This window comes from Aestuariivirga litoralis, assembly GCF_015714715.1.
In the GTDB taxonomy this organism is placed as follows: Bacteria; Pseudomonadota; Alphaproteobacteria; order Rhizobiales; family Aestuariivirgaceae; genus Aestuariivirga; species Aestuariivirga litoralis_A.
Genome location: NZ_WAHS01000002.1, coordinates 173,746 through 194,835, shown reverse-complemented (window position 1 = coordinate 194,835; position 21,090 = coordinate 173,746). Strand labels below are relative to the sequence as shown.

Sequence of the window (21,090 nt, the reverse complement as noted above, 5' to 3'; positions counted from 1 at the left end):
CCTTTGAACATGCAAGTCAACCCGGTTCATGCCCTGATCGGCCTCCTGCGCAACGAAGCGCAGCGCGGCATATTGGGTCGTGAGCAGAAGCTACAGCTGAATGCACTGGCTGACATTTTGCTGCAGACCAAAGATAATTCTTCACGGCTGGGCAAGCTTGAAGAAGCCATCCGCAAGGGTGAACTCGGCCCGGTCAGCCTGAAGCCGCCGGAAACCAAAACGACAGACACCAAGACCACGGAAATCAAGCGCCCCGGCTGGCCTGATTTTGAGCATGAAGCGCCGGAGATCAATCCGCGCGATTTCTCCGTACGGGTGGGGATGGCCACATCCGATGCGATTGCACAGGCGCTGCACCAGCGCCATGGGCGTTCGTGGGAGACTTATCCCTCGAATGATAATAGCGGTACTGGTGGTGTTTCGAAAGACGATCCAAAGCACGCCGACGCAAATTCGCGCGCGCATCACGACCCGCAAGCGGATATGCCACCGGGCTTTGCCTTTCCTTACAATCCCACGCCGCAGGATGTGGAGCATGCCTTGCGCACCGGTCAGGGCTGGCCTTCGGAACTGGGCGAGGAAGTACGCCTGCGCATCCTGAAGGAAAGCATGAAGCAGGACCGCGTGCAGGACGATGCGCCACAACCGTTCTGGCCCTTCGTGCTGGCGGTCATGCTGGTCGCAGCCGTGGTTCTCTGGATCATCTGATCCCACTCTGATCATTTCATTTTTGACCAGTGGGTCAAAGCCGTGCTGTAGTGGAGCCTCAATCCGAGGTGAGCCATGAGTGCGAAATCCAATCTTGTCATTAATCCACAGAGGCTTTGGGATTCGCTGATGGAAACCGCTGCCTTCGGCGGAACACCCAAGGGCGGCATCAAGCGGCTTACGGTTTCTGATGAAGACAAGCGCGTGCGCGACTGGTTCAAGGCCGAATGCGAGAAGCTGGGCTGCACTGTCGAGGTGGATGAAGTAGGCAACATGTTTGCCACCCGCCCCGGCAAGCGCGGGGATATGGCACCGATCGCCATGGGGTCGCATCTCGACACGCAGCCCACCGGCGGCAAGTTTGATGGTGTATTGGGTGTGCTGGGGGCGCTGGAAGCGATGCGCACGCTGGTCGATATGGGTTACGAGACTAACGCGCCGATCATGATAGCAAACTGGACCAATGAAGAAGGCTCGCGTTTTGCGCCGGCCATGTTGTGCTCTGGCGTCTACGCGGGCGTGTTCACACCGGATTTTGCCTGGAGCCGCGAAGACCGCCAGGGCATCAAGCTGGGCGATGAGCTGGAGCGCATCGGCTACAAGGGCAAGCACAAGGCGGGTGCTGTTAAATTCAGTTCGATGTTTGAGCTTCACATTGAGCAAGGCCCGATCCTTGAGGCTGAGAACAAGGTTGTTGGCGTAGTGACGGGCGTGCAGGGTATGCGCTGGTATGAGATCACGTTGAAGGGCCAGGAGAGCCATACGGGCGCAACACCGATGGGCCTGCGCAAGAATGCGCTGCTGGCGGCGGCGAAGATGATCGACGCCATCAACGAGATCGGCTTTGCACATCTGCCTGGTGTGGCCTCGGTGGGCCTGATCGAGAACCGGCCGAACAGCCGCAATGTCGTGCCGGGCGAAGTGTTCTTCACGATCGACCTGCGCCACCCGGATGAAGCCGAGCTGGACAAGATGGAGAAGCAATATCGCCTCGCCGTGAACAAGATCGCGGAGGAGGGGCGCGTTTCCATCGACGAGAAGCGCATCTGGAATTCGCCGGCTGTGAAGTTCGCGCCCGAGTTGATTGCCTGCGTGCGCGAGGGCGTGGCACAGGCCGGGTTCACCTCGCGGGACATGGCTTCAGGTGCCGGCCATGACGCGGCCTATATTGCGCGCGTGGCGCCGACCACGATGATCTTCGTGCCATGCCTGGGTGGCATTTCGCACAATGAAGAGGAGTCGACCACGCTGGAGGAATGTGCGGCGGGGGCGCAGGTGCTGCTGAACGCGGTGCTGGCGCATGACGCCACTTATTCCTGAGAAAAATAGTCGGGAATTCACTCCTAAATAAATTTTGACCAGTTGGACAAATCGCGTTAGCGTCTCTGCTTGACCCAGATAAGGTGGAGGGAGCGCATGTCGCAGGCACCAGATATCCAGGCGAAGCGGCTGACGGAAAGCCAGCTTCAGGCGAATTTCGCCGATCTCCATCCACCCCTTGATCATCATGAAGCGCTGGTGGAGAGCGACCGCTGCTATTTCTGTGCTGATGCGCCGTGCCAGCAGGCGTGCCCCACCTCGATCGACATTCCGATGTTCATCCGCGAGATTCAGGCCGGGCATCCGCAATCTGCTGCAAAGACGATTTTCAACCAGAACATTCTGGGCGGCATGTGCGCGCGGGTGTGCCCGACAGAAACGCTGTGCGAAGAAGTGTGCGTCAGAGAAGTGGCAGAAGGAAAACCGGTCAAGATCGGTTTGCTGCAGCGCTACGCCACCGACAGCGTGATGCATGAAAAACATCCGTTCACGCGTGCGGAATCTACTGGAAAGAAAGTGGCGGTTGTGGGCGCAGGCCCCGCAGGGCTTGCATGTGCGCATCGTGCGGCCATGCATGGGCATGACGTAACCGTGTTTGACGCCAAAAATAAGGCGGGCGGGCTGAATGAATTCGGAATCGCCGCCTACAAGACGGTTGATGACTTCGCGCAGAAGGAAGTGGCCTTTGTGCTGGGCATTGGCGGCATCAAATTCGAATATGGCAAGGCGCTGGGTTCGTCATTGCAACTGGCACAGCTTGAGAAAGATTACGACGCTGTGTTTCTTGGCCTTGGCTATGCCGGGGTGAATGCGCTGGGCATTGCCGATGAAGATGTGGACGGTGTTGAAGATGCCGTGGCTTACATTGCCGAACTGCGGCAGGCGCAGGATTTGAGCAAACTGAAAGTGGGCCGTTCCGTTGCAGTGATCGGCGGCGGCATGACGGCGGTGGATATTGCCGTGCAGTCAAAACTGCTGGGTGCTGAGGAAGTGACCATTCTCTATCGCCGCGGGCAGGACCAGATGAAGGCTTCGGATTTCGAGCAGGAGCTGGCGCAGACGCATGGGGTGATGTTGCGTGATTGGGTGATGCCGAAAAAGCTGGTGACTGAAGCTGGCAAGGTTGTCGGCCTGGAAGTGGAACGTACGGCGATCAGTGATGGCAAGCTGAAGGGCACCGGGCAAACGTACCAGATGGCGGCGGATGTGGTGTTCAAGGCCATCGGGCAGACATTTGTGGATGTGAACGGTGGTGCCATTGCGCTGGAGGGCGGCCGCATCAAGGTGGATGAGAACAAACGCACTTCAAGGCCCAAAGTCTGGGCCGGTGGGGACTGCGTGGCCGGCAATCAGGCGCTCACCGTCGCTGCCGTTGATGACGGGCGGCGCGCAGCTGAGAGCATTCATGCGGTTTTGACAGCGTAATTTGGTTTCGGGTGGGGGTGCTTGAGCGACCCCCACCCCAACCCCTCCCCACAAGGGGGAGGGGCTAAGGGAAAGGATCTTGTCGTGGCAGACCTTCGTTCGAATTTTATCGGCATTAAATCGCCCAATCCGTTCTGGCTGGCTTCGGCGCCGCCGACGGACAAGGAATATAATGTGGTGCGTGCCTTCAAGGCGGGCTGGGGCGGCGTGGTGTGGAAGACGCTGGGCGAAGAAGGCCCGCCGGTCGTGAACGTCAACGGCCCGCGCTATGGCGCCATCCATGGTGCTGATCGCAGGCTGCTTGGCCTCAACAATATCGAGCTGATCACGGATCGTCCGCTGGAAGTGAACCTGCGCGAGATCAAGAGCGTAAAGCGCGCCTGGAAAGACCGCGCGGTGGTGATCTCGCTGATGGTGCCTTGCGAGGAGACACCGTGGAAAAAGATTCTCAGCCAGATCGAAGACACTGAGGCTGATGGCATTGAGCTGAATTTCGGCTGCCCGCATGGCATGTCGGAACGTGGCATGGGTGCCGCCGTGGGGCAGGTGCCTGAATATATCGAAATGGTGGCGCGCTGGTGCAAGCAATATACGCGCATGCCCGTCATTGTGAAACTTACGCCGAACATCACTGACATCCGCAAACCCGCACGCGCGGCGCTGAAAGGTGGCGCTGATGCGGTGTCGCTGATCAACACGATCAATTCGATCACCCATGTCGATCTCGATTCATTTGCGCCGATGCCGACGATTGACGGCAAGGGCTCACATGGCGGTTATTGCGGGCCGGCGGTGAAACCGATTGCGCTTTCGATGGTTTCGGAAATCGCGCGCGACAAGGAGACACACGGCATGCCGATCTCCGCGATCGGTGGCATCACCACCTGGCGCGATGCGGCGGAATTCATCGCCATGTCCGCCGGCAATGTGCAGGTGTGCACGGCGGCGATGACTTACGGGTTCCGCATCGTGAGCGAAATGGAATCCGGCCTGTCGCGTTGGATGGATGAGAAGGGCTATACTTCGATTGAGGATTTCCGGGGCCGCGCGGTGCCCAATGTCACGGATTGGCAATATCTCAATCTCAATTACGTCACCAAGGCGAAGATCGACCAGGACGCCTGCATCAAGTGCGGGCGCTGCTATGCGGCCTGCGAGGACACGTCACATCAGGCCATCATGAAAGAGAAGGATGGTGTGCGTCACTTCGAAGTGATGAATGATGAATGCGTGGCCTGCAATCTGTGCATCGAAGTGTGCCCGGTGGAAAATTGCATCACCATGGAACGGCAGACGTCAGGCATTGATGAGCGCACCAAGAAGCCGATCAATCCGGAATATGGCAACTGGACGCAGCACCCGAACAATCCGATGCGCAAGGTGGCGGCGGAATAGTTTTCCGCTGCCTGCTATTCCTTCGGCTGTTTCGGATAGTTGATGATGAAGGCGTAGAACGAATAGACAAAGATCGCTCCCCAGACCATGGTCCATATGGGTTCGCGGGCAATGACTCCGTCATAAAATGCCCAGCCACCAGTGACCGCCAGGATGGCGATGCGCCGCCACAGCGGCCGGTAAAACGGGTTTTCGTTGATATTCATAGCGCCACGTAATCAATCTCGGTGAAGGCCGCCACTTCTGGGATCCAGCGTGTTTGCACGAAGGCCACATGGTCCGGGTGATCATTATATCCGGTGTATGCCGCCTGGTCCTTGAACTCCATCGACACGCCGAATTTGAATTCGTTTTTGGGGCTCACCTGCCGCAGCACTTCGAATTTCTCCACGCCCGGAATGGCGACGAGCTTCTTGATGGCGGTGAGGAAGCTGGCTTCCTCGGCTGAGCCTGCGGCGTGTTTCAGGCGGAAGACGGCGGTGTGGCGGATCATGGTGTTCTCACTCTGGGATCAGGCGTTCGTTTTGGCATGGATATGAGGGCCGTCGCCAGCGGAACTTTGGGCTTTCAGCTCCGTTCGGTCCATATGCCTAAGCTTAATGAAAACTGGATCGTCCAGCCGCATGGGCCACTTGTCAAAGTGGCGACCGGGCTGATGACGGTTGAGGGTTCAATCGTCATGCCGCTCGGGCAGTTCCCGCGCCGGATGACGGTGGTCGAGCTATGTGATGGCGGCAGTGCCATCTGGAGCGCGGTCCCTCTCGATGAAGCTGCAATGGGGCAGATTGAATCCCTAGGGCCGGTGCGCTTCATCATCGTGCCCAATCAAGGTCACCGGCTTGATGTTCATGCCTGGGCGAAGCGCTATCCGGACGCCAAGATCATCGCGCCACCGCGCGGTGAAGCTGTGATTCGCGAGGCCGCACCGGTGGATGCCACACGCGATATTATCAATGACCCCGCGCTGCATTTCGGGCTGGTGAATGGTATGAAGCTGGATGAGTTCACCCTCTCCGTGCGGCGCGCCGAGGGCGTGACGCTGATCCTCAATGATATCCTTGCCAATGTGCGCCACCCCAAGGGGCTGGGTGCGAATGTCATGGCGCGGCTGTTTGGCTTTGGCGTGAGCCGGCCGCGCACGTCCCGGTTTGTGCACTGGCGCTATGTGTCCGACAATAATGCCGTCGCTCAGCAATTTCATCACTGGGCGGCGATTGCGGATTTGCGCCGCATCATCGTTTCGCATGGTGATGTGATTGAAGATAATCCACGCGAAGTACTGCTGCGCGCGGCGCGTGATTTCGTCGGCTGATTATTTCTTCAGCGCTGCCATCACCTTTGCGGCCAGATCATAATCTTCTTGCTTCGGATCGGCGGTGTAAAACATCTGCTTGCCGGATTCTTCCGGGCTCAACGGATTGGTGCCGGGGATTTCGTGCTTGGTGACCATTTCCATAGTGATGCCGTCGCAGATATCCTGTGCCCAAGCGCCCTTGTCCGGCTTGCGGCCACCAGCATCCCATGCCTTGAAGTCGTCGACTGAAGGGAATGAAACGCCGTCCAACCGCTGAGGCGACAGGGTGTTGTAGAAATTATAGGTGTCGGCTTCCGGGGCGCGGCTGGTGTTGAGGTATGATGTGGACTTGCAGCTTTCCAGTGATGCTGCGGCATCCATGCTGCAGGCGCCGTCATTGTTGCGGATGTAACTGACCGTGCCGTCCTTCAGGAATTTTTCGCGGTCGAGAAAGTAGGTGGCGAAGGTGCCGTCCTTGTGATTGACGGTGGGCACCAGCGCGCAGCGGAGCTGCAGATTGGCAGGACTTTCCTTCGTCGCACTGTCGCCTGGCATCTCCAAAACGAAAACGCCATCCACCGAGTAATCTGCGGCGTGAGCAGGCAGGGTACTGGCCAAGGCGAACGCGCTTGCTGCGAACAGGTACTTCACGGCACTCACGATCTGCTGCCTATTTCACAATAACGATATGGCAGGTCCCGGGGATTCCCCAGGTGGGCCGCATACTGGTTTCATGTTCGCAGCCTGAGATCGCTTTTGCGATGGCTTCGGCTTTGCTTGACGCAGCCCATTTTGCCGAACATGAAAAATTACCCTTGCTGTCCTTGTTGCTTTGCGCAACAGCCTGCCAGTGTCCGGGTCTCTGCTTAACGTCGGCCACACGCTGCGCGCAGCTACCTGCTTTGTATTTCGCAGGCTTTGCTGTTGCAGACGAAACCGGAATCAGAAAGCTGGCAGCGACCAACGCCGCGACGAAGATATTTTTCATTGATACCCTCCAAGTGGTGATAATCTCGCGCAACGCAACCATCGGCGCAAGAGGGCCTGACTTAGTCTTTGGTCGACTCGTATTCCCAGTCCAGCACGGTAATACCGGAGAGGCCACCTTCGCTGCTGGCGACGATCAATCCGCCCAGCACTTGATGCGCGGGATGCGGCAGATAGGCATCACGCGCGGCAGCATCGGTGAAGTCCACTGTGAAGCCATGGCTGTTGCCGCGCTGCAGGCCTTCGGGGCTGGCATCGGCGCCGGCGGAGGTGGCGAGGATCCCCGGGATCACGCCCTTGAGGGCAGCGAGCTTGGTGAAGATTTCGGTGACAGTGGAGGCAGGCACATCCTTGCGCAGCTTGAACAGCACGACATGGCGGATCATGGGAGGTTTCCTTTTTATGATTGGGCGCAGTGTCACTCAGCGCATTGAAAGGTGCAAGAGGGCGCGGCTTTGCCCTTGTTCGCCGCGTGATGTGCACGGCGGGAGAGGTGGAAAGCGGGATCAGCGCAAACTGGCCCCGCTTTCCGGTCTTAGGTTTAAGCGGAGGGTAAAGCTCCGCCCAAGCTTGGGCCCGGTGCAGAATTCTGAGAGTAGAGGAAGACAGAGGGCCAAAGCCCGGGTGAGGAACGCAGCGATTTTAAATCCGGCAGCAATATTGGTTAGCCATTGAAGGCGCTTGGGTCTTAGTGCCCAAGGTCTACGGACGGAGCTCCCGGAAGCAGAAGGCGCGTCATTTCCTTCCGCCTGCAGGCGCTGCACACTGAACCACCAATATGGGAACGCTGTGCACATGGTTCCCTCCTTTCAGGTTACAGTGCGAGGAGAGCAAAAGCATATAATAGGATTAAAGTCAAGATCTATCTTTCCCTCGCCCCGCTTGCGGGGAGAGGGTTGGGGCCCATTGCCCTTGCAATGGGAGGGTGAGGGGACCTAGCCTCACGCGATGAGCCCGCCCGTCAAACTCCTCGACCGCGCAAGGTCATTGCGGCGTGAAGCGACTGCGGCTGAGAACAAGCTCTGGGATCATCTGCGGAACCGGCAATTGAACAACGCCAAGTTCGTGCGGCAGGAACCTATCGGCCCTTACATTGCAGATTTTGCCTGCAGGTCGGCTAAGCTTGTCATCGAGATTGACGGCGTCACGCATGAGACGCCGGAAGAGATTGTGCACGATTTGAAGCGAACGGCGTTTCTGCAGGAGCGCCGCTACCGGGTTATTCGATTTCGCAATGAAGATGTTTTCGGTGATCTGGCGCCAGTGCTTGAAGCCATTAGTCTTCACTTGCGGTGAGACCCCTCACCCTCCCACGCCTGCGGCGCGGGCCCCAACCCTCTCCCCGCAAGCGGGGCGAGGGAGTTAGGGAGTGACTTCGATGCGCTTCACACCCTGCGGTTTGGTTTTGCCTTTCCAGATGGCGTTGGCTTGGTGGACGGGGGCGTTGGCTGGGCGTTCCACGTATTTGCCGTCCCCGGCCTTCGCTAGCACCTTGCCGTCTTCGTAGGCGACTTTGCCGCGTGAGATGACTGTGCGGGGCAGGCCTACGCATTCATAGCCTTCAAAGACGTTGTATTCGATCTTGCTGAGTTGGGTTTTGGCGGTGATGGTTTTGGTGGCCTTGGGGTCCCAGATCACCAGGTCGGCATCAGCACCCGCACGCACGCAACCCTTGCGGGGATAGATGTTGAGGATCTTGGCGATGTTGGCAGAGGTGGCGGCGACGAATTCTTCCTTGGTCAGGCGGCCGGTGTTGACGCCAGCGTTCCACAGAACGGGCATGCGGTCCTGCAGGCCGCCGGTGCCGTTGGGGATTTGGGTGAAGTTTTTTGCACCCATGCGCTTTTGCGCGACGGTGAAAGTGGCGTGGTCAGTGGCCACCACGCTGAGCGTGCCAGACTGCAAGCCGGCCCACAGCGAGTCCTGGTGTTTCTTGTTGCGGAAGGGCGGGCTCATCACGCGGCCGGCGGCGTAGTCCCAATCCTTGTTCTGGTATTCGCTGTCATCGAGCGTGAGGAATTGAATGAGCGGCTCGCCATAGACGCGCTGGCCGGCCTGTTTGGCGCGGCGGATGGCATCATGGGTTTGCTCGCAGCTCACATGCACGATGTAAAGCGGGCAGCCGGCCATGTCGGCGATCATGATCGCGCGGTTTGCGGCTTCGCCTTCGACTTCCGGTGGGCGCGAGTATGAGTGGCCTTCCGGGCCGGTGATGCCGCGGGCCAGAAGATCAGCCTGCATGCGGGCCACCACATCGCCATTTTCAGCGTGGACCAAGGGGAGCGCGCCCAGCTCAGCGCAGCGCTTGAACGAGTTATACATCTCGTCGTCATTCACCATCAGCGCGCCCTTGTAGGCCATGAAATGCTTGAAGGTGTTGATGCCGTAAGTCTTCACCACGGTTTCCATCTCGTCATGGACCATGGGCGACCATTGGGTGATGGCCATGTGGAAGGAATAATCGGCCGCAGCTTTCTCCGCCTTGTGGCGCCAGGCCTGATAGGCCTTGAGCAGGCTTTCGCCGGGCGCGGGCAGGATGAAATCCACCACCATCGTGGTGCCGCCGCCCAGGCCGGCCTTGGTGCCGGATTCAAAATCATCGGCGGAGGTTGTGCCCATGAAGGGCATTTCCAGATGGGTGTGCGGGTCAATGCCGCCCGGCATGACGAAGCAGCCGGTTGCATCAATGATCGTGTCGCCCTTCAGGTTATGGCCGACAGCGGTGATCTTGCCGTCTTCGATCAGCACATCGGCGCGCTCCGAGTAATCTGCGTTGACGACTGTTCCGCCTTTGATGAGCGTGGACATGGTGCACCTGCCTTGTTTGACCCGTTGGTCAAATCCTATGCCAAGCAAAGCGCAAAGGGAATAGGCGGCGCTGGGCGGCGTAACATCTCTGCCGCTCCACATGGGGGCCGGGTTTCAAGGAGTTCACAATGAAGAAATTTGCAATCACCGCTCTCGCGGGGCTTTCGCTTGCCGCAACGGCAGCTTTCGCCGATGGCATGGTGACCGCCAAGAATGGCATGACGCTTTACACCTTCGACAAGGACATGGGCACGGAATCGGCCTGCTATGACCAGTGTGCCACGTTCTGGCCGCCTTACATGGCGGAAGCCAGCGACAAGGCCAGCGGCGAATGGACGATGAGCAAGCGCAAGGATGGCGCGATGCAATGGGTTTATGATGGCCACCCGGTCTATTTCTTCAAGGATGACACCGCCAAGGGCGACATGAAGGGCGACGGCATGAAGGGCGTGTGGCACGTGGTGAAGGGGTAATAAAAAGGCGGAGGGGTGATGCCCCTCCGCCTTCTTTTTCAGACCTCCTCGTGGAGGCCAGTGTTACTTCAATGCCATTGCGGCTTTGGTGACCACGTCAGTCCAGGCGCCTTCCGGCTTCTTGCTGATGACTGGATCAGAACCACCGCCGAGAAGTGTTGCCACCGTGCGGTCGGCTGCGGCCACGTCGAGCGTGCCGTCAGAACCTGCAGTGAGCTTGTTCACTTCTTCGATCATGGTGGTCTGGTGCGCTTCGGTCTGCGAGCCAGAGGCATCGTTCTTCAGCACGGCAGCCACGGCACCCTTCGGGTCCTTGGCAGCTTCAGCCCAGCCCTGCATCGAGGCCTTGACGAATTTCGCCATGGTCTCAACGAACTTCGGATCCTTCAGTTTGTCTTCCTCGACATAGAGGCCGTCTTCGAGGGTGGAGACACCCTGGTCTTCATATTTGAACACCACGAGATCCTCCGGCTTCACGCCGGCTTCGAGAACCTGGTGATATTCATTGTAGGTCATGGTCGAGATGCAGTCGGCCTGCTTCTGCAGCAGCGGGTCCACGTTGAAGCCCTGCTTGAGCACGGTCACGCCGTCAGCGCCGCCGGTGGTCGGCAGCTTCAGTTTGCCCATCCAGTTGAGGAAGGGATATTCATTGCCGAAGAACCACACGCCGATGGTCTTGCCCTTGAAATCTTCCGGCTTGGTGATGCCGGTTTCCTTGCGGCAAGTGAGCATCAGGCCCGAGGCCTTGAAGGGCTGGGCGATGTTAACCAGCTTGTTGCCCTTTTCGCGCGAAGCCAGAGCCGATGGCATCCAGTCGACGATCACGTCAGCGCCGCCGCCGGCGATGACTTGTTCAGGGGCAATGTCCGGGCCGCCTGGCTTGATCGTTACGTCAAGGCCAGCAGCTTTGTAGAAGCCCTTTTCCTGGGCGACGTAGTAACCGGCGAACTGGGCCTGGGCGACCCATTTCAGCTGGATGGTGACCTTGTCGTCAGCGCTGGCCGAAACGGCCGAGGCTGCGAGGGCGGCCAATGCCACCGCGCCAATCAAATACTTCTTCATTCGACACTCTCCTGTTGTTGTACTTCTACTATTTTGCCGGCTCACCTGCGGTAAGACGGATGCCAGAAGGTGACCTTACGCTCGAGAAGCGCGAGGCACCCATAAAACAAAGACCCGGCCAGAGCGGCCATGGTAACTTCCGCCCAGACCATATCCAGGCCCTGGCGGCCCACTTCGGTGGACATGCGAAAGCCCATGCCCACGATGGGCGTGCCAAAGAATTCCGCCACGATTGCGCCAATCAGCGCCAATGTCGAATTGATTTTGAGGGCGTTGAAAATGAAGGGCATGGCGGCGGGCAGGCGCAGCTTGATCAGGGTTGGGCCCCAGCCCGAGGCATAGGAGCGCATCAGGTCACGCTCCATGTAGGAGGTGGCGTTGAGGCCGGCCAGCGTGTTGATGAGCATGGGGAAGAAGGTCATCACCACCACCATGGCGGCTTTCGAGGGCCAATCAAAGCCGAACCACATGACGAGGATGGGGGCCACGCCGACGATGGGCAGGGCCGCGACCAGATTGCCGAGTGGCAGCAGGCCGCGGCGCAGGAAGTCGTTGCGGTCACACAGCAGCGCGGTGAGGAAGCCCGCACCGCAGCCGATCAGCCAGCCGGGGATCACTGCGCGGATAAAAGTTTGCCGGAAATCCGCTGCAAGTGTTGGCAGTGATGCGATGAGCTTGGCCCAGACTTGCGAGGGGGCGGGCAGCAGCACGATGGGAATGCTGGACGTGTGCACATAGGCTTCCCAACCCGCGATCACCGCTACGCCGAAGCTGGCAGGCACGATGAAGCGGCTGATGCGGGTGGAGGTGACGAGATCGAGAATCCAGCCGAGGCTCCATGCCGCAATCCAACTGGCGATCACGAAGAGCAGGGAGAGGAACCAGTAAGCGCCCTGGAATTGCTCAACCGCGCCGAAGCCCTGGGAGATCAGCACCAGTGCGATGAGGGCCGCGATGAAAGTGCCTGCTGCGCGAATCATGGCTTGGCCCCCATGCGCTTGAGGCTGAGCTTCTCACTCTCGCTCAAAATCCAGACCAGCGTGGCGGCGGCGAAGGCGGCGACAAAAAGCGCGGCCCAGATTTGCAGCGTGTTGCCGTAGTAGGAGCCGTTGAGAAGCCGCGCGCCAATGCCGGCCACCGCACCGGTGGGCAGTTCAGCGACGATGGCTCCCGTGAGTGCGATGGCGACTGAGACTTTCAGCGATGCAAAGAGGAAAGGCAGCGAGGCGGGCAGGCGCAGCTTCCACAGGGTTTGCGTGGCCGAAGCATTATAAGTGCGCATCAGATCCTGCTGCATCACATCAGGCGAGCGCAGGCCTTTCACCATGCCAATGGTGACGGGGAAGAAGCAGAGATAGGCCGAGATCGAAGCCTTGGTGAAAATATCGGGCAAGCCGGTTTTGCCCAGCACGACGATCAGCATTGGCGCGATGGCGAGGATGGGTATGGTTTGCGAGGCGATGATCCAGGGCATCAGGCTTTTTTCCAGCGAGCCCACATGCACGATCCCGATGGCCAGTGCGATGCCAAGCAGACCGCCCATGATGAAGCCGACCAGTGTGGAAGAAAGCGTGATCCAAAGATGGAAGATCAGCGATTTGATCGACCAGGGTTCAACGGCGAAAACGGTGTTCCAGATTTCACGGATGACCTGATGCGGCGAGGGGAGCACGGGGCGGCCTTCATTCCAGGAGAACCAGAGCCAGTTCGAAAGCCCGCCGCCGGCATTGGCGATCTTGGGTGCAGTGAGCACGTGGTTCATGGGGATGCAGGCGAGATACCAGATCACGAAGATCACGAGGCAGACTGTCAGCAAAGGCAGGCCGCGCTCAATCCTCATAGGAATGCCCCGCCTTCAGACCTTCGCGCACGCGGTGGGCGATTTTCAGGAAGTCTGGAGTTTCGCGGATGTCGAGCGTGCGGTTCTTGGGCAGGCCCACATCGATCACATCGATGATGCGCCCCGGCCGCGGGCTCATCACCACAATCTTGCTGGAGAGGAACACGGCTTCGGGGATCGAATGGGTGACGAACACAATCGTCTTTTTCGTTCGTGCCCACAGTTCGAGCAATTGCTGGTTCAGCTTGTCACGGACGATTTCATCCAGCGCGCCGAAGGGCTCATCCATCAGCAACAAATGCGGATCAAAGGCCAGTGCGCGGGCGATCGATACGCGCTGCTGCATGCCGCCTGAGAGTTGCCAGGGGAACTTCTTTTCGAAGCCTGACAGATTGACCAGATCGAGATTGCGCTTGATGCGGCCCGGCACGTCATCAAGGCCCATGATTTCGAGCGGCAGGCCGACATTCTTTTCTACCGTGCGCCAGGGCAGCAGCGCGGGGGCCTGGAACACATAACCATAGGCACGGGCGAGGCGGGCCTGTTCGGCGCTCATGCCATTGACAGTGAGCGTACCTGAGGTGGGGAATTCCAGATTGGCAATCGTGCGCAGCAAAGTGGTCTTGCCGCAGCCGGAGGGGCCAATGAGCGAAACGAATTCGCCTTGGCTCACATCCAGATTGATATTGGACAAGGCTTCAACCGCGCCATCGCCCGTTTGAAAAGTGAGTCCGAGTTGGCTGGCGGAAATGACGCTGGCTGACAAGATTCCCCGCTTACTTTTTCAAAAGGCTAACAAGTCTTGACCAGTTGATCAAGAAATAACAGGATGGCGCATGCCCAAATCCAAGGCAAAGCCGCAACAGGAAACGCGCATTCAGGCGCAAAACCGGGCAGTGATTTTGAGCGCGGCCCTTGAAGCGTTTTCGGCCTATGGCTTTCGCGGCGCCACGGTGGACCAGATCGCCGAAAAGGCCGGATTGTCCAAACCGAACCTGCTTTATTATTTCCGCCGCAAGGAAGACATTTATGTCGCGCTGTTGGAGCAAACGCTGGATGAATGGCTTGCACCGCTGCGCCTGCTCAATGCCGATGGCGAGCCGATTGCGGAATTGACGCGCTATATATCCGAGAAGCTGGATATGTCTTTCGCGGGGTCAAAAGCCTCGCGGCTGTTTGCCAATGAGATATTGCATGGTGCGCCGCATGTGGGGGCGTTTCTGAAAGGGCCTCTGCGCAAGCTGGTCGAGGAAAAGTCCACAGTGATCCGCCGTTGGATCAGCGAAGGCAGGATCAAGCCGGTTGATCCGGAGCATTTCATCTTCGCCATCTGGGCGGTGACGCAGCACTATGCCGATTTTTCATCGCAGGTGGAAAGCGTGCTGGGGGCAGAGCCGGAGAAGGCCAAGGTCAAACAATCGGTGCTAGATATTTTGCTGCGCGGCCTGAAGGCCTGATGCGGCTGGGGATTTTTGCCAAGACCTTCACGGGTGATAATCCGCTTGCGGTGATGCGGGCTGCAGCGAATGCAGGTTATTCCTGCGTGCAATATAACATGGCCTGTTCGGGTCTGGGTTCACTGCCTGAATTTGTTAGTGATGCAGCGGCACGCATGGTGGCGCAGGGATCAGTGGAGACTGGTGTGGCGGTGGCTGCGGTTTCGGCCACTTACAACATGATCCATCCTGATCTTGCGGTGCGCGAGAAAGGACGGCGGAGTTTCACCGCCATCGCGGCGCAGGCCAGGGCGATGGGGGCACCGGTGGTTACGTTGTGTACGGGCACGCGCGACCGTGATGACCCATGGCGCCATCATCCACAGAATGCGAGCAAGGAAGCCTGGGCTGATCTGATCAGGGAATTTGAAGCGATCATTCCGGTGGCGGAGGAAACTGGCGTGCTGCTCGGCATCGAGCCTGAGTTGGGCAATGTGGTGAGTGACGCGATCACTGCGCGGCGGCTGTTCGACGAGATGCGCTCCGACCGGCTGCGCATCGTGCTGGATGCGGCGAACCTATTCGAGTTGGCATCGGCGGATGAGCAGAGGCGAGTGATCGAGGAGGCCGTACATTTGCTGGGGCCGCATATTGCGATGGCTCATGCCAAGGACCGGACGGCGGATGGCGGCTTCTGTGCCCCGGGCAAGGGCGTGATTGATTTCGGGCATTATGTGCGAGCGCTGAAGGCGGCAGGGTTTGAGGGGGATGTGGTGACGCATGGGCTGGCTGGGGATGAAGCGAACGACGTCGCTCAGTTTCTCTCTCCTCTCGTCCTCCGCCTCCGGGGAGGATGAGTGGTGCCTCCCACAAGAAAATGTGATAGTTTGTGACCATCGCACCCATTTAAACCGGCCACCCAAAGCCTTATTTCAGCGTGGCAAAGGAGTTTCATCATGACAATTGAACGCGCTGTACTCGCCGGAGGGTGTTTCTGGGGGATGCAGGATTTGATCCGCAAGAAGCCGGGCGTTGTTTCGACCCGCGTGGGCTATACCGGTGGCGATGTAAAGAACGCCACTTACCGCAACCATGGCAGCCATGCCGAGGGCATCGAAATCAATTTCGATCCGGCCCAGATCAGCTACCGGCAGATTCTGGAATTCTTCTTCCAGATCCATGACCCGACGACCAAGAACCGCCAGGGCAATGATGTGGGCACCGCCTATCGGTCCGCCATCTATTTCACCAGCGATGCGCAGAAGAAGACGGCACTGGATACGATTGCCGATGTGGAAGCCTCTGGCATCTGGCCTGGCAAGGTGGTGACTGAGGTTGAACCGGTGGGTGATTTCTGGCTGGCCGAGCCTGAGCACCAGGATTACCTGGAGCGCATTCCGCACGGCTACACCTGCCACTTCGCGCGGCCGGGTTGGGTCCTTCCCAAGCGCAAGGCTGCCGAATAAATATGGCATTGGACGTGTCTTGGGGGGCGGCGGCATTCGCCGGCCTCCTTTCTTTCCTCAGCCCTTGTGTGCTGCCGCTGGTGCCGCCTTATCTGGTGTTCATCAGCGGCGTTTCGCTGGATGATCTGAAGCGCGACGATAGCGCGCGGGCGAGCAGCCGGGTGATGATCACCGCTCTGGCTTTCGTGCTGGGCTTTGCCACGGTGTTTGTGGCGCTGGGGGCGACCGCTTCCTATGTCGGCCAGATGCTGCGTGACCAGCTGCCCCTGCTGGCGCGGATCGCCGGCATATTCATCATCATCATGGGCTTGCATTTTCTGGGCGTGTTCAAGATCGCTTTTCTGTCGCGCGAGAAACGCTATCAGCAGAGCGAACGCCCGGTTGGGCTGCTCGGTGCTTATGCGGTGGGGTTGGCTTTTGCCTTTGGCTGGACGCCGTGCATCGGGCCAGTGCTGGCCGCCATTCTTTCGATTGCGGCTTCGACTGAGAGCGTGACGAAGGGAGCTGAATTGCTGTTCGTCTACTCTCTGGGGCTTGGGATTCCATTTCTGATTTCGGCGGCGGCGATCAATGGGTTCCTGCAGTTTTTCGGGCGGTTCAAATCGAAGCTGGAACTTGTGGAGAAAACCATGGGCGCGCTGCTGGTTGTGGCGGGGCTGATGTTCCTCACGGGTACAATGCAGTCCGTTTCATATTGGCTGCTGGAAACATTCCCGGTTTTGCAATCTATCGGTTGAAAACCTCCGACCACGATCTATTCGCGTGATGCCCGTGCCGCTATGTTGCCGGCATGGGGGAGACTCTTTTCAAAAAACTGGAAGGCGTGCAGGCGATCGTGTTCGATGCCTATGGCACGCTGTTCGACACCGATGGCCCGATCCGCAAGCAGGCTTCTGCTTTTGGCGACAAGCTTGATGCGGCCAATGCACTGTGGACAGCGAAGCAGAATGAATATGCCTGGGTGCGCAGTCTCACGGGCGTGCATGCCGATTACTGGACAGTGATGCGCGAGGCGCTGGATTTCACGCTGGAGTGTTTAGGCATTTCCGAGGCCGGGCTGGCTGATGAAGTGATGTCTGCCGTGTTGAAGCTGGAGCCGCATGACGGTGTGGTGGCAGCACTTGAGGCGCTGAAGGCCAAGGGCCGCAGGTTGGCGCTTCTCTCCAATGGTAGCCCCTCGATGCTGGATGCGATGTTGCGTAACGCAGGCATAGACAAGATGTTTGAACATGCGATCTCGGTGGAAGATGTGGGCATCTACAAGCCCAGCCGCCGCGCTTACCGCCTGGCCATGCAGAAATTCGGCATTCAGGATGCGCCGTCGATCTGCTTTGTCTCGTCCAGCGGGTGGGATGCGCAATCGGCTGCACAGTTCGGCTTTCAGGCGGTGCGGGTGAAGCGGGCCCCCACGCCTGCTGACAGATTACCGGGGAAGCCTGCTGTAGAGATTGAAAGCCTGGGGCAACTTCTGGAAGTTCTGTGAGGGATCAAATGTCATCAGTCCAACACCGCCGCGCTGCTTTTCGGGCTCTGCATGAAAAGGGGTGCTTCGTGCTGCCCAATCCCTGGGATGGCGGATCGGCCATTCGCTGCGCCAAGGCGGGTTTTCAGGCGATTGCCTCCACCAGCGCGGGTGCGGCCTGGGCCATCGGCAAGGATGATGGCGAGATGACGGTTGACGAAGTGCTGGATCATTTGCGCTTTCTCTCCGGCGTAACAGATTTGCCGGTGAATGCCGATTTTGAAGCGGGCTTTTCTGACACGGCTGCGGGCGTGGCCGCTAATGTGACGCGCTGCATCGACACGGGCGTGGCGGGCATTTCGATTGAAGACCGCGATGGCGATAAGTTCTTCGCGCTGGATGTGGCGGTGGAGCGGATCAAGGCGGCGCGTCAGGCGATTGATGCCTCCGGCCAGGATCTGATGCTGATCGGGCGCTGCGAAGCCTATCTGATGAAGAACATCGATATGAATGCAGTTCTGGCGCGGCTTAATGCCTATGGCGAGGCGGGTGCGGATTGCCTCTATGCGCCGGGGCTGAAGACGCTGGCGCAGATCAAGCAAAAGGCTGGCGGCGTGAACAAGCCGGTGAATGCCAATCTGACGGGCACGGGGCTTTCAGTGGCCGACATGGCATCCGTGGGCGTGCGCCGCGTAAGCGTGGGCGCGGCGATTGCCAATGCCACTTACAAGCAGCTGGATGGTTTCATCGAGAAGTTGAAGGTTGAGGGGCGGCTGCCTTAGGGCTTAAGCCGCCATCACTTTCAGTTTCATCCCATCAGTGCCGACGACTTTGACTCTTGCACCTTGGGCGAGGTCAGGGCCTTCGACGTCCCAGACGGTGCCGCCGGCGTCGATCTTGCCGCGGCCATTTATGATGGGTTCCATCAGTGGATAGGTTTGGCCGATCAGGCCATTGTGGCGCTGGTTCAAGTTGGGCTGGTCGGATTTGGTGGCCCAGCTTGCCGTGACGAAACGCCATGACACGGCGACAGCGACGCCCGCGAGAACCGCGAAGATGGCGACTTCGCCGATCCAGCCTTGCGGATAGATGATGTGGGCCAGCGCTGTCACAGCCGCCGCTGCTGCAAACCAGATCATGAAGAAGCCGGGGGCGAGCATTTCGGCGATCAGCAGCAGGCCCGCGATGATCCACCAGAAATAGGGGCCGAGGCCGGGGAAGATTTGATCCATGAGCAACTAGCCCCGCGGAACGGTCGGTGGCTTGCGGCCTGCTGACGGCAAGCTGCCTTGGCCGGTTGGGCCATCACCGAAGGCTTCCTTGGCGATTTGGGCGATGCCGCCGATGGAGCCGAGGATCGATGTTGCATCCAGCGGCAGCATCAGGATTTTCTGGTTGGGTGAGGCAGCGATGGCTTCCAGCGCTTTCACATAATTGTTGGCGACGAAATAGTTGATGGCCTGCACATTGCCCTTGGCGATGGCTTCGCTGACCATGGCGGTGGCCTTGGCTTCGGCTTCGGCCGCACGCTCGCGCGCTTCAGCGGCGCGGTAGGCGGCTTCGCGTTCACCTTCGGCCTTGAGCACGATGGCCTGCTTTTCGCCTTCTGCCTTGAGAATGGCTGAACCACGGGCACCTTCAGCTTCGAGGATGACGGCGCGCTTGTCGCGCTCGGCCTTCATCTGGCGGCCCATGCTTTCAACCAAGTCACGCGGCGGCGTAATGTCCTTGATCTCGATGCGCGTCATCTTCACGCCCCAGGTCTGGGTGGCCTGATCGACGCTGCCCAGGAGCTTGTGATTGATCTCGTCACGCTGCGACAGAAGGTGATCCAGCTCCATCGAACCCATCACGGTTCTGATCTGGGTCATCACCATGTTGAGGATGGCGTTGTCGAGATTATTGATTTCGTAGGACGCCTTGGCGGCATCCATCACCTGGAAGAAGGCCACGCCATCGACGGTGACCAGGGCGTTATCCTTGGTAATCACTTCCTGCGAGGGCACGGGCAGTACCCGCTCCATCATGTTCTGCTTGTAGCCGATGCCATCAATGAAAGGCACGATCAGGTTAAGGCCGGGCATCAGCGTCTTGGTATATTTGCCAAAGCGTTCAACGGTGTACATGTAGCCTTGCGGCACCATGCGGATGGCACGCACCAGATAGAAAACCACCACCGCCAGAATGACGAGTACGAAAACGCCTGCGCCTTGGAACATTTAGGCCTCCCTCTTTTGCCAGTAACTTAGGGGGCGGATGTGATTATTACAAGACAGACAGGGCTTAGCGCAGCCAGCCCTTAAGTTCATTGCTGGCGATTTCAGCGAGCATGGCGATCGACGCCGTGCTGTCATTCAGACACGGCACTACGGCGAAATTATCGCCGCCATTTTCGGTGAAGGTTTCCTTCAGGCCGATGGCGAGTTCTTCCAGCGTTTCCACGCAGTCGGAGGCGAAGCCAGGTGAAATCATCAGGAGATTTTTGACGCCTTCTGCCGGCAGCCCTTCCACTGTGTCCTGCGCATAGGGCTTCAGCCATTCGGCTTTGCCGAACCGCGATTGGAAAACCACCTGCAGGAAATCCTTGCTCAGCTTCAGCTTCTCTCGCACCAGGCGCGCCGTCTTCTGGCAGTGGCAATGATAGGGATCGCCCCTGTTCAGGTATTCGCGCGGCAAGCCATGGAACGCGATCAAGACACGGTCTGGCTTCCACGGCAGATCCTTCATCGCCTGTTCCAAGGACACGGCGACAGCGTCGATATAAGCTGGGTGATCATAGTAGGGAGGAACCGTGCGTATGGCAGGCTGCCAGCGCATGGACTGCAGTTCCTGGTAGGCCTTGTCGAGGGCTGTTGCGGTGGTGGCGGCCGAATATTGCGGATAGAGGGGGAACAACACGATGCGCTCGCAACCCTGTTGTTTCAGCGCACGGATTTTGTCTGCAATTGCCGGCTTGCCGTAGCGCATGGCCCAATCAACGATCAACTGATCCTTTTTGCCCAGCGCTGCAGTGAGTTTTAAGGCCTGTTCACGCGTATAGGTCTTCAGGGGAGATTCGTTCAGTTCGCGGTTCCAGATTTTTTCATAGGCGTGGCCAGATTTTTTGGGCCTGACATTCAGGATGATGCCATTGAGGATGGGCCACCAGATCAGCGGATTGATTTCAATCACGCGGCGGTCACTCAGAAATTCCTTAAGGTAAGTGCGAACCGAAAAAAAATCGGTGGCCTCGGGTGTGCCGAGGTTGATCAGCAACAAGCCTGTCTTCGGGGTGGGAATGGGCGGGTGGCCCGGCGGCAAAAAACTCATGATGACGCCCTTATGCAGGCAATGCCCGTGCAAGGTCTAGACGGGACAGGGGTGGGTGCGGCAACAAGGACATGATTGCATTTTATTGATTCGGGGCCTTGATCC

Annotated in this window: 26 protein-coding genes; 13 read left to right on the top strand and 13 right to left on the bottom strand. The window is 58.7% G+C overall.

Annotation, left to right across the window (positions count from 1 at the left end; all coding sequences use genetic code 11):
• Nucleotides 1-3 precede the first annotated feature (3 nt).
• The 4 genes from F8B91_RS12630 to preA all read left to right on the top strand — a co-directional run bounded on the left by F8B91_RS12630 (nt 4) and on the right by preA (nt 4,848).
• Nucleotides 4-708, top strand: coding sequence for a hypothetical protein (locus tag F8B91_RS12630; RefSeq protein WP_196504187.1), 705 nt, complete (start codon nt 4-6; stop codon nt 706-708).
• A 75-nt stretch (nt 709-783) separates the two neighbouring features.
• A complete protein-coding gene (locus F8B91_RS12625; RefSeq protein ID WP_196504186.1) occupies nt 784-2,028 on the top strand; it encodes a M20 family metallo-hydrolase in 1,245 nt (414 codons plus the stop codon).
• A gap of 96 nt (nt 2,029-2,124) precedes the next feature.
• Nucleotides 2,125-3,453, top strand: coding sequence for an NAD(P)-dependent oxidoreductase (locus F8B91_RS12620; protein ID WP_196504185.1), 1,329 nt, complete (start codon nt 2,125-2,127; stop codon nt 3,451-3,453).
• Nucleotides 3,454-3,537: 84 nt separating this feature from the next.
• Nucleotides 3,538-4,848: an NAD-dependent dihydropyrimidine dehydrogenase subunit PreA gene (gene preA, locus F8B91_RS12615; RefSeq protein ID WP_196504184.1), complete on the top strand. Its 1,311-nt coding sequence runs from the start codon at nt 3,538-3,540 to the stop codon at nt 4,846-4,848.
• 14 nt (nt 4,849-4,862) lie between these two features.
• On the opposite strand, the gene F8B91_RS12610 is transcribed toward preA, so the two are convergent.
• A complete protein-coding gene (locus F8B91_RS12610; protein ID WP_196504183.1) occupies nt 4,863-5,054 on the bottom strand; it encodes a DUF3329 domain-containing protein in 192 nt (63 codons plus the stop codon).
• Nucleotides 5,051-5,341 (bottom strand): Dabb family protein, encoded by a 291-nt coding sequence (locus F8B91_RS12605; protein ID WP_196504182.1) that lies wholly within the window; start codon nt 5,339-5,341, stop codon nt 5,051-5,053. Before F8B91_RS12605 ends, F8B91_RS12610 begins: the two co-directional genes overlap by 4 nt.
• Nucleotides 5,342-5,434: 93 nt before the next feature.
• Between F8B91_RS12605 and F8B91_RS12600 the strand changes: the two genes are divergently transcribed.
• Nucleotides 5,435-6,160: a hypothetical protein gene (locus F8B91_RS12600; protein ID WP_196504181.1), complete on the top strand. Its 726-nt coding sequence runs from the start codon at nt 5,435-5,437 to the stop codon at nt 6,158-6,160.
• Here the strand turns inward: F8B91_RS12600 and F8B91_RS12595 are convergent, their stop codons facing one another.
• The 3 genes from F8B91_RS12595 to F8B91_RS12585 all read right to left on the bottom strand — a co-directional run bounded on the left by F8B91_RS12595 (nt 6,161) and on the right by F8B91_RS12585 (nt 7,515).
• Nucleotides 6,161-6,802 (bottom strand): hypothetical protein, encoded by a 642-nt coding sequence (locus F8B91_RS12595; protein ID WP_196504180.1) that lies wholly within the window; start codon nt 6,800-6,802, stop codon nt 6,161-6,163.
• Nucleotides 6,803-6,812: 10 nt separating this feature from the next.
• Nucleotides 6,813-7,130, bottom strand: coding sequence for a hypothetical protein (locus F8B91_RS12590; RefSeq protein ID WP_196504179.1), 318 nt, complete (start codon nt 7,128-7,130; stop codon nt 6,813-6,815).
• A 61-nt stretch (nt 7,131-7,191) separates the two neighbouring features.
• Nucleotides 7,192-7,515, bottom strand: a complete 324-nt coding sequence (locus F8B91_RS12585) for a Dabb family protein (RefSeq protein ID WP_196504178.1) — start codon at nt 7,513-7,515, stop codon at nt 7,192-7,194.
• A gap of 562 nt (nt 7,516-8,077) precedes the next feature.
• On the opposite strand from F8B91_RS12585, the gene F8B91_RS12580 reads away from it, so the two are divergent.
• Complete coding sequence (locus tag F8B91_RS12580; protein WP_196504177.1) at nt 8,078-8,425, top strand: endonuclease domain-containing protein; 348 nt, start codon at nt 8,078-8,080, stop codon at nt 8,423-8,425.
• Nucleotides 8,426-8,491: 66 nt separating this feature from the next.
• Here the strand turns inward: F8B91_RS12580 and hydA are convergent, their stop codons facing one another.
• Nucleotides 8,492-9,937, bottom strand: a complete 1,446-nt coding sequence (gene hydA, locus F8B91_RS12575) for a dihydropyrimidinase (RefSeq protein ID WP_196504176.1) — start codon at nt 9,935-9,937, stop codon at nt 8,492-8,494.
• Between the two features lie 128 nt (nt 9,938-10,065).
• Here hydA and F8B91_RS12570 point away from each other — a divergent pair, with 128 nt between their 5' ends.
• Nucleotides 10,066-10,410 carry a COG4315 family predicted lipoprotein gene (locus F8B91_RS12570; RefSeq protein ID WP_196504175.1) on the top strand — a complete coding sequence of 115 codons (345 nt, stop codon included), beginning with the start codon at nt 10,066-10,068 and terminating at the stop codon, nt 10,408-10,410.
• Nucleotides 10,411-10,473: 63 nt separating this feature from the next.
• On the opposite strand, the gene F8B91_RS12565 is transcribed toward F8B91_RS12570, so the two are convergent.
• From F8B91_RS12565 to F8B91_RS12550, 4 genes are read right to left on the bottom strand one after another with little or no spacing between them, the layout of a single operon-like run.
• Nucleotides 10,474-11,472, bottom strand: coding sequence for an ABC transporter substrate-binding protein (locus F8B91_RS12565; RefSeq protein WP_196504174.1), 999 nt, complete (start codon nt 11,470-11,472; stop codon nt 10,474-10,476).
• A gap of 41 nt (nt 11,473-11,513) precedes the next feature.
• Nucleotides 11,514-12,452, bottom strand: coding sequence for an ABC transporter permease (locus F8B91_RS12560; protein WP_196504173.1), 939 nt, complete (start codon nt 12,450-12,452; stop codon nt 11,514-11,516).
• A complete protein-coding gene (locus F8B91_RS12555; protein WP_196504172.1) occupies nt 12,449-13,312 on the bottom strand; it encodes an ABC transporter permease in 864 nt (287 codons plus the stop codon). The genes F8B91_RS12560 and F8B91_RS12555 overlap by 4 nt, the downstream gene beginning before the upstream one ends.
• Nucleotides 13,302-14,078: an ABC transporter ATP-binding protein gene (locus F8B91_RS12550; protein ID WP_196504171.1), complete on the bottom strand. Its 777-nt coding sequence runs from the start codon at nt 14,076-14,078 to the stop codon at nt 13,302-13,304. The genes F8B91_RS12555 and F8B91_RS12550 overlap by 11 nt, the downstream gene beginning before the upstream one ends.
• A 70-nt stretch (nt 14,079-14,148) precedes the next feature.
• Here F8B91_RS12550 and F8B91_RS12545 point away from each other — a divergent pair, with 70 nt between their 5' ends.
• The 6 genes from F8B91_RS12545 (at nt 14,149) to F8B91_RS12520 (ending at nt 18,458) form a co-directional block, all read left to right on the top strand.
• Nucleotides 14,149-14,769 carry a TetR family transcriptional regulator C-terminal domain-containing protein gene (locus F8B91_RS12545; protein ID WP_196504170.1) on the top strand — a complete coding sequence of 207 codons (621 nt, stop codon included), beginning with the start codon at nt 14,149-14,151 and terminating at the stop codon, nt 14,767-14,769.
• Nucleotides 14,769-15,605: a sugar phosphate isomerase/epimerase family protein gene (locus F8B91_RS12540; protein WP_196504169.1), complete on the top strand. Its 837-nt coding sequence runs from the start codon at nt 14,769-14,771 to the stop codon at nt 15,603-15,605. The genes F8B91_RS12545 and F8B91_RS12540 overlap by 1 nt, the downstream gene beginning before the upstream one ends.
• A gap of 99 nt (nt 15,606-15,704) precedes the next feature.
• The gene (msrA, locus tag F8B91_RS12535) at nt 15,705-16,214 is read left to right on the top strand and encodes a peptide-methionine (S)-S-oxide reductase MsrA (RefSeq protein ID WP_196504168.1); all 510 of its coding nucleotides are present in this window, start codon (nt 15,705-15,707) and stop codon (nt 16,212-16,214) included.
• 2 nt (nt 16,215-16,216) lie between these two features.
• Nucleotides 16,217-16,951 carry a cytochrome c biogenesis CcdA family protein gene (locus F8B91_RS12530; RefSeq protein WP_196504167.1) on the top strand — a complete coding sequence of 245 codons (735 nt, stop codon included), beginning with the start codon at nt 16,217-16,219 and terminating at the stop codon, nt 16,949-16,951.
• 53 nt (nt 16,952-17,004) lie between these two features.
• Nucleotides 17,005-17,697, top strand: a complete 693-nt coding sequence (locus tag F8B91_RS12525; RefSeq protein WP_196504166.1) for a haloacid dehalogenase type II — start codon at nt 17,005-17,007, stop codon at nt 17,695-17,697.
• Nucleotides 17,698-17,705: 8 nt separating this feature from the next.
• Nucleotides 17,706-18,458 (top strand): isocitrate lyase/PEP mutase family protein, encoded by a 753-nt coding sequence (locus F8B91_RS12520; protein WP_196504165.1) that lies wholly within the window; start codon nt 17,706-17,708, stop codon nt 18,456-18,458.
• Between the two features lie 3 nt (nt 18,459-18,461).
• Here the strand turns inward: F8B91_RS12520 and F8B91_RS12515 are convergent, their stop codons facing one another.
• From F8B91_RS12515 to hemH, 3 genes are all read right to left on the bottom strand, one after another.
• On the bottom strand, nt 18,462-18,908 hold the full coding sequence (locus F8B91_RS12515; RefSeq protein ID WP_196504164.1) for an NfeD family protein: 447 nt from the start codon (nt 18,906-18,908) through the stop codon (nt 18,462-18,464).
• 6 nt (nt 18,909-18,914) lie between these two features.
• Nucleotides 18,915-19,895 carry an SPFH domain-containing protein gene (locus tag F8B91_RS12510; RefSeq protein ID WP_196504163.1) on the bottom strand — a complete coding sequence of 327 codons (981 nt, stop codon included), beginning with the start codon at nt 19,893-19,895 and terminating at the stop codon, nt 18,915-18,917.
• A gap of 64 nt (nt 19,896-19,959) precedes the next feature.
• On the bottom strand, nt 19,960-20,985 hold the full coding sequence (hemH, locus tag F8B91_RS12505) for a ferrochelatase (protein WP_196504162.1): 1,026 nt from the start codon (nt 20,983-20,985) through the stop codon (nt 19,960-19,962).
• Nucleotides 20,986-21,090 lie beyond the last annotated feature (105 nt).